We start from the raw sequence: 6,162 nt of genomic DNA, 5'->3' as shown, positions 1-6,162 counted from the left end.
GCGCGGAGGGCGCCGCGGCGGGCGGACGACCCAGGCCGCCCCGGCCTGGCGGCGCCGTTCGGCACCTTGACCGTGACGAAGTTGCCCACCCGGTCGGCGAGCCGGAACACGTCGCCCTCGGCTATCGGGGCCATCGGCACCACGGCACCGCGGACCATCACCTGCCCCCGGCCGCCGGCCGCGAGCGATTCGACCGCCCAGCCATCGCCGGACGGGACGACCCGCGCGTGCACCGGGGCGAGAAAGGGAGCGGGGATCACCACGTCGGCTTCGGTGGTGGAGCCGATGGTGCCGCCCGTGGGCGGCAGGCTCAGCGTTCTGCGGTACCGGCCCCAGGCGACCTCGAGCCGCAGCAGTCCTGGCGACTGCGCGGGCGCCGGGTGCGCAGCGGCCGCGACCGGCTCGGCCAGCGGCACCGGCTCGGACAGCGGCCGCTGGCAGCTGAAACAGATCCGGTCTCGCGCCCCCAGCCGGGCACCGCACCACCCGCAGCGCCGAACGTCGCTCACATCCCACCCCCGACCGTGCTCCCGAGCCCCTGGTGCAGAGCATTATCGCAACGCGGAGGGGGTGATATCCGGGAGTCCGCGTTATCCCAGGGCGGGTGAAACGGTCGTGGTCGGCGACGGAGTCGGCAGCACCACCGGCGCCGGGGACAGCGACGGCATCGCCTGCTCGTCCGCCAGCGCGATCGCCAGTTCCCCCGCCGCGTTCGGGTGCAGCGGCGCGGGGTCGTCAGGTCCCTGCACGTACGGGTCGGGCGTGCACAGCTCATGCCCGGCGAACTGCGGTGCCGCGACGCCGAACCCGAACAGTCCCGCGCCCTGCGCCAGCGCCTTGTTCAGCTGCCCGAGCCGGGACAGCAGCACCTTCTCCTTGGCCGGGGTTATCCCGAACCCGTGCAGGCAGCGGATCGACGACCCGAACGGCACGTAGTACTGGTTGATGAGCACCGCCGGGTGCCCGGGCAGCCGGTCCAGGTCGCTGAGCAGGTCGTAGTAGTTCCTGGTGAAGTTGTCGAGCAGCTGATTGAAGTAGGCGCTGGACACCTTGTCGTTGCACACGGCGGTGGCCGCGCACAGCCGGGTCATCACCGACCAGGACAGGTCGTCCGCCCCGACGCTGACGATGATCAGCCTGGCGTGCGTGGCGGCCTCGGCCCGCGGCAGCTGCGGCGCGGCGACCTGGCCGTTGGAGAGCACCTCGGGACCGAGCAGCCCGTTCAGGATCGTGGCGCTGCCGCAGGACAGGTTCAGCACGTTCCAGTTGTTCGCCGTCGCCAGGTCGCTGGCGTAGGCGTCGGGGGAACGGCCGCAGGCCTTGTCCTCGTCGCTCGGGTGCGGTCCCCAGGGCAGCCCATAGCCGGCCGCGGTCGAGTCGCCGATGACGACCGCCTGCACGCCGGGCTGCGGCTTGCCGACCGGCGCGGGCTCGACGAGCGGGTCCGCGCCCACCAGGTCGTCGAGCGTCTTGACGCTGCGCAGCACCTTCGGCGTGCCGGACGCGGTCAGCAGGATGCCGCCGACGTTCACCGCGCAGACAACCGCGAGGCCGCCGGCCAGCATCTTCCAGATCTTCGGCCGCTTGCGAACCGCGGCCACCGCGATCAGCGGCACAGCGGCGAACCCGGCCGCGATCAGCGTCTCCCACAGGAAGTACCGTTCCCAGCCGGACGCTAGCTGCTGGCTGAGCGTGAGCTCGACCTTCTGCGGCCCGTCGCTGCGCAGCATCTGCACGACCTGCGGGTCGATCGTGATGTGGTCGAGCGCCAGCCGCGGCCTGATCGGGCCGGTGAACTGCGGTTTGGTCGCCATCACCTGGCCGAACAAGTCGAGCTCGCCGGGCCCCTGCACGCTGGCGTTCGGGAGGGTGGCGCCGACCTGGGCCGTCTGCCCGGCGGCCGAGACCGTCTGCAGCGGGGTGATGCGCAGCGCGAGCCAGATGGCTCCCGCGGTGATGATGAGGAATGTGAGTACGTAGAAGGAGACTGTTCTGATTCTTCGCAAAACTACCGAAATCGTTCCCTTGGGCATGTCGCCTTGAATGTACCCAAGGGCATGGCGGCCTACCCCAGGCCCGGGTTTGTGGCTCGGCGCGCGTTCTTGCGCGGGGCCGCTGTGCGCTGCACCGATTCCGCCGACGCGGCGGCCGGCCGATGATGGACGCATGGAGACTGCGACGCTGCCTGAAGCGCACAAGACGGGCGGGCTGATCGGCGCGGAGATCCGCGGGCTTGACCTGACCCGGGAGTACCCGGACGAGACGTACGAGGCGGTCCGGCAGGCGTGGGCCGAGCACGGCGTCATCTTCTTCCGCGACCAGCACCTGAACGAGGAGCAGCGCGAGCGGTTCGCGACCAAGCTCGGCACGATCCGGGTGAAGCAGGAACTGCGCAAGGAACCCGAGCAGACCCGCGCTATCGGCGAGGGCTGGCACACGGACATGACCTGCTTCGACGAGCCGCCAGTGGCCACGATGCTGTTCGCGGAAGAGATCCCGTCGTGGGGCGGTGACACCCAGTGGGCGGGGATGGGCCCGGCGTTCGAGGCGCTGTCTTCCGGCTTGCGGGCCACGCTGCTCGGACTGCGGGCGATCCACTCCAACGTGCGCAAGCTCGGCCTGAGCTACGGGCAGACCGACCCGCCGGAGCCGTCGATCGCGGAGTACGACGCGGCGGAGGGGCCGGTGCACCCGGTCGTCCGGCTGATCCCCGAGACGGGACGGCGCGTGCTGTACGTGAACCCGGAGTTCACGATGCGGTTCGAGGGCTGGACCCGGCGGGAGTCGCTGCCGCTGCTGCGGTACCTGTTCGAGTTCGGCATCCGGCCGGAGTTCGTGACCAGGTTCCACTGGGCGCCCGGGTCGATCGCGATGTGGGACAACAGGCAGACGTGGCATTTCGCGGTGAACGACTACCAGGGCCAGCGCCGGGTGATGCACCGCATCCTGCTGGCCGGCACCAAGCCGATCCCGGCGGCTTAGCCGCCTTGCCTCGTCGCACGATGACCCAAATGTTCGTGTTCTGATCCACGATGGTGGACCAAGCTGCGGACATCTCCGCACGCCAGAGCCCTAAGCACCGACTGGGCATGCTGGCGGTGCTCGGCGGCCTTTCCGCGTTCGGGCCGCTCGCCATGGACATGTACCTGCCGGCCACGCCGACGATCGCGGCGGCGTTGCACGCCGGGCAGTCGCTTGTGCAGCTCACGCTGTCCGGGTGCCTGGCCGGGCTGGCGGTCGGCCAGCTGGTGGCCGGGCCGGTCAGCGACGGAATCGGGCGCCGTCGGCCGCTGCTCGTCGGCCTCGTCGCGTTCGTGGTGCTGTCCGTGGCGTGCGCGGCGGCGCCGGACATCTGGTCGCTGATCGTGTTCCGGTTCCTGCAAGGCATGGCCGGGGCGGTCGGCGTGGTGCTCAGCCTTACGATCGTCCGCGACCTGTACGAGGGGACCGAGCTGGCCCGCGTGCTCAGCTCGCTGATGCTGGTCTTCGGCCTGGCGCCGGTGCTCGCGCCGGTGATCGGCGGTCAGGTGCTGCGGGTCACGAGCTGGCGCGGCGTGTTCGGGGTGCTGGCCGCGGTCGGCCTGGTGCTGCTGGTCGCCGGATGGTTCCTGCCGGAGACGCTGCCGCCCAGACGTCGCACGCCGCCCAGGTTCCGCCAGCTCCTGTCCGACTCGCGGACGCTGGTGCGGGACCGGCAGTACGCGGGCAACGCGCTGGCGGTCACGTTCGGCACCGCGGCGCTGATCACGTACATCTCCACACTGCCCTTCATCGTCGAGGACGCGTACATGCAGTCGCCGCAGGTGTTCAGTCTCTTCTTCGCCATCAACTCCGTAGGGCTGGTCGCGATGGCGCAGCTCGGCAACCGGCTGATCCGGTGGCTGCCGGTGGCGCGGGTCGTCCGCGCGTCGCTGCTCGTCATGACCGCTGGCGCGGTCGCATTCCTGGCCGCGGCGCTGACGGGGCATCCGCCGCTGGCGGTCCTGCTCGTCCCGCTCTTCGTTTTCGTGGCTTCTTTCGGAATGGCGCGTCCGAACGGGACCGCGCTTGCCCTGGCAGATCAGGGCTCGATCGCGGGCACGGCATCGGCCTGGCTGGGCGCGCTGCCGTTCCTGCTCGGCGCGGCGCTCTCCCCGCTGGCCGGCCTCGGCGGCCAGGGCGGCGCCACCCTGGCGGGCGTGCTGCTCAGCGTGCTCTGCGTGGCGGCGCTGGCCGGCCAGGTGCTGATTACCCGTCGGGCGTGATCCCGGCGCCGTGGTCCAGCTGGTAGTCGAGGTTCACCGCGGCGCTGATCAGGGCCAGGTGACTGAACGCCTGCGGGAAGTTGCCGAGCTGCTCCCCGGTGCTGCCGATCTCCTCCGAGTAGAGCCTGAGGTGGTTGGCGTAGGTGTGCATCTTCTCGAACGTCAGCTCGGCGTCTTCGAGCCGGCCAGCACGGGCGAGCGCGTCCACGTACCAGAATGTGCACAGCGAGAACGTGCCCTCGTTGCCCGCCAGCCCGTCCGGTGAGGCGCTCGGGTTGTAGCGGTAGACGAGGCTGTCGGAGACCAGCTCGCGGTCGATGGCGTTCAGGGTCTGCAGCCACATCGGGTCCTTGGGCGAGATGAAGCCCTGCAGCGGCATCATCAGCAGCGAGGAGTCGAGCACCTCGCTGCCGTAGAACTGGGTGAAGGCGCCGATCTTAGGGTGCCAGCCCTGATCGAAGACCTGGTTGTAGACGGCGTCCCGCTCGGCCGTCCAGCGCGTGACGTCGGCCGGCCGGGCCCGTTTCTGCGACATCTTGATCGCGCGGTCGAGCGCCACCCAGGCCTGCAGCCGTCCGTAGACGAAGTTCTTCCGGCCGCCGCGGGTTTCCCAGATGCCCTCGTCTGGCTGGTCCCAGTGCTCGCACAGCCAGTCGATGAAGCTGGCGATCTTCAGCCAGTTCTGGTGGGCGACCGGCACGCCGTTGTTGTCGGCGAGGGCCAGCGCGTCCATCGCCTCGCCGTAGATGTCGAGCTGCAGCTGGTCGGCGGCGCCGTTGCCGATCCGCACCGGTTTGGATCCGCGCCACCCCTCGAAGTGACCGAGGATCTCCTCGGTCAGGTCGGAGGAGCCGTCGACGCGGTACATGATCTTGAGCGGGCCGCTCGCGTCGCCCGCATGCTCGGCGGCGCGGTCGCGCAGCCAGGTGGCGAACCCCTCGGCCTCGTCGGTGAAGCCGAGGCCGAGCAGGCCGTAGATGGAGAACGAGCCGTCCCTGATCCAGGTGTACCGGTAGTCCCAGTTCCGCTCGCCGCCCTCCTGCTCGGGCAGCGCCGCGGTGGGCGCGGCGACCAGGCCGCCGGTCGGCGCGTACTGCATGAGCTTGAGCGTCATCGCCGAGCGGGCGACCATGTCCCGCCAGCGGCCGCGGTAGGTGGATCCGCGCAGCCAGGTCCGCCAGAACGAGACCGTGTCGGTGAGCAGCCGGTGGATGTCGTCGCTATGGACTCGCTTTGGCGCGCCGCCGTCCGATTCGAGGATCACGCCCCAGGACTGGCCGGTGCGCAGCGTGCGGGTGGCCCGCAGCCCGTCGCCGTCCCGTTCCATGGTCACGCCCTGCTCTTCGAGCGAGCTGGCCGAGCTGCCGGACATGTGCAGGGTGAGCTCGCCCGCCGCGCCCGCCCCGCCGGCCGCGCTGATGGTGCCCTCGGCACGGAAGACCGCGCCGTCATTGGTCAGCTGCGTGGTGTGCGTGGCGCGCGCGTAGTCGAACCGCGGCTGGAGCTCGAGGATGAACTTCATCGTGCCGCGGACGACCCGGCACTGGCGCACCAGCCGGTGCCGCGTGGTTGCCCGCTTACCCGCGATGGGCATGAAGTCGTAGATCTCGCCGACCCCGTCCGCTGACATGAACCGGGTGATCAGCACCGCCGTGTCCGGGAAGTACAGCTGCCTGGTCACGCACTCGTTTTCCGGCGCGATACGGAAGTAGCCGCCCTTGTCGGCGTCGAGCAGCGACGCGAAGACGCTCGGGGAGTCGAAGCGCGGACAGCAGAACCAGTTCACGGTGCCGTCCGTCGACACGAGGGCGGCCGTCTGCAGGTCTCCGATGAGACCGTGATCGCTGATGTTCGGGTAGCGCTGCATGGTCACCCCATCCGCCGCATCGGCCACTCTTCAGATCATGTCAGACCTCAT

5 protein-coding genes are annotated in these 6,162 nt (G+C 70.2%); 2 read left to right on the top strand and 3 right to left on the bottom strand.

Annotated elements, in window-relative coordinates; all coding sequences use genetic code 11:
• Together WA805_RS22875 and WA805_RS22870 are read right to left on the bottom strand one after the other, a co-directional pair.
• On the bottom strand, positions 1–509 hold a 509-nt coding region (locus WA805_RS22875), incomplete at its 3' end, for an FHA domain-containing protein (RefSeq protein WP_425243372.1).
• Positions 510–590: 81 nt separating this feature from the next.
• The gene (locus tag WA805_RS22870) at positions 591–2,006 is read right to left on the bottom strand and encodes a GDSL-type esterase/lipase family protein (RefSeq protein WP_422339249.1); all 1,416 of its coding nucleotides are present in this window, start codon (positions 2,004–2,006) and stop codon (positions 591–593) included.
• Between the two features lie 160 nt (positions 2,007–2,166).
• On the opposite strand from WA805_RS22870, the gene WA805_RS22865 reads away from it, so the two are divergent.
• Together WA805_RS22865 and WA805_RS22860 are read left to right on the top strand one after the other, a co-directional pair.
• Positions 2,167–2,982: a TauD/TfdA dioxygenase family protein gene (locus WA805_RS22865; protein ID WP_422276506.1), complete on the top strand. Its 816-nt coding sequence runs from the start codon at positions 2,167–2,169 to the stop codon at positions 2,980–2,982.
• Positions 2,983–3,032: 50 nt separating this feature from the next.
• Positions 3,033–4,244 (top strand): multidrug effflux MFS transporter, encoded by a 1,212-nt coding sequence (locus WA805_RS22860; protein ID WP_422289933.1) that lies wholly within the window; start codon positions 3,033–3,035, stop codon positions 4,242–4,244.
• Here WA805_RS22860 and WA805_RS22855 read toward each other — a convergent pair.
• Positions 4,228–6,138, bottom strand: a complete 1,911-nt coding sequence (locus tag WA805_RS22855) for a glycoside hydrolase family 15 protein (protein WP_425243371.1) — start codon at positions 6,136–6,138, stop codon at positions 4,228–4,230. The genes WA805_RS22860 and WA805_RS22855 overlap by 17 nt on opposite strands.
• Between the last annotated feature and the right edge of the window lie 24 nt (positions 6,139–6,162).

The organism is Trebonia sp. (assembly GCF_049794275.1).
Classification (GTDB): Bacteria; Actinomycetota; Actinomycetes; order Streptosporangiales; family Streptosporangiaceae; genus Trebonia.
This window is presented reverse-complemented; position numbering and strand designations above follow the sequence as displayed.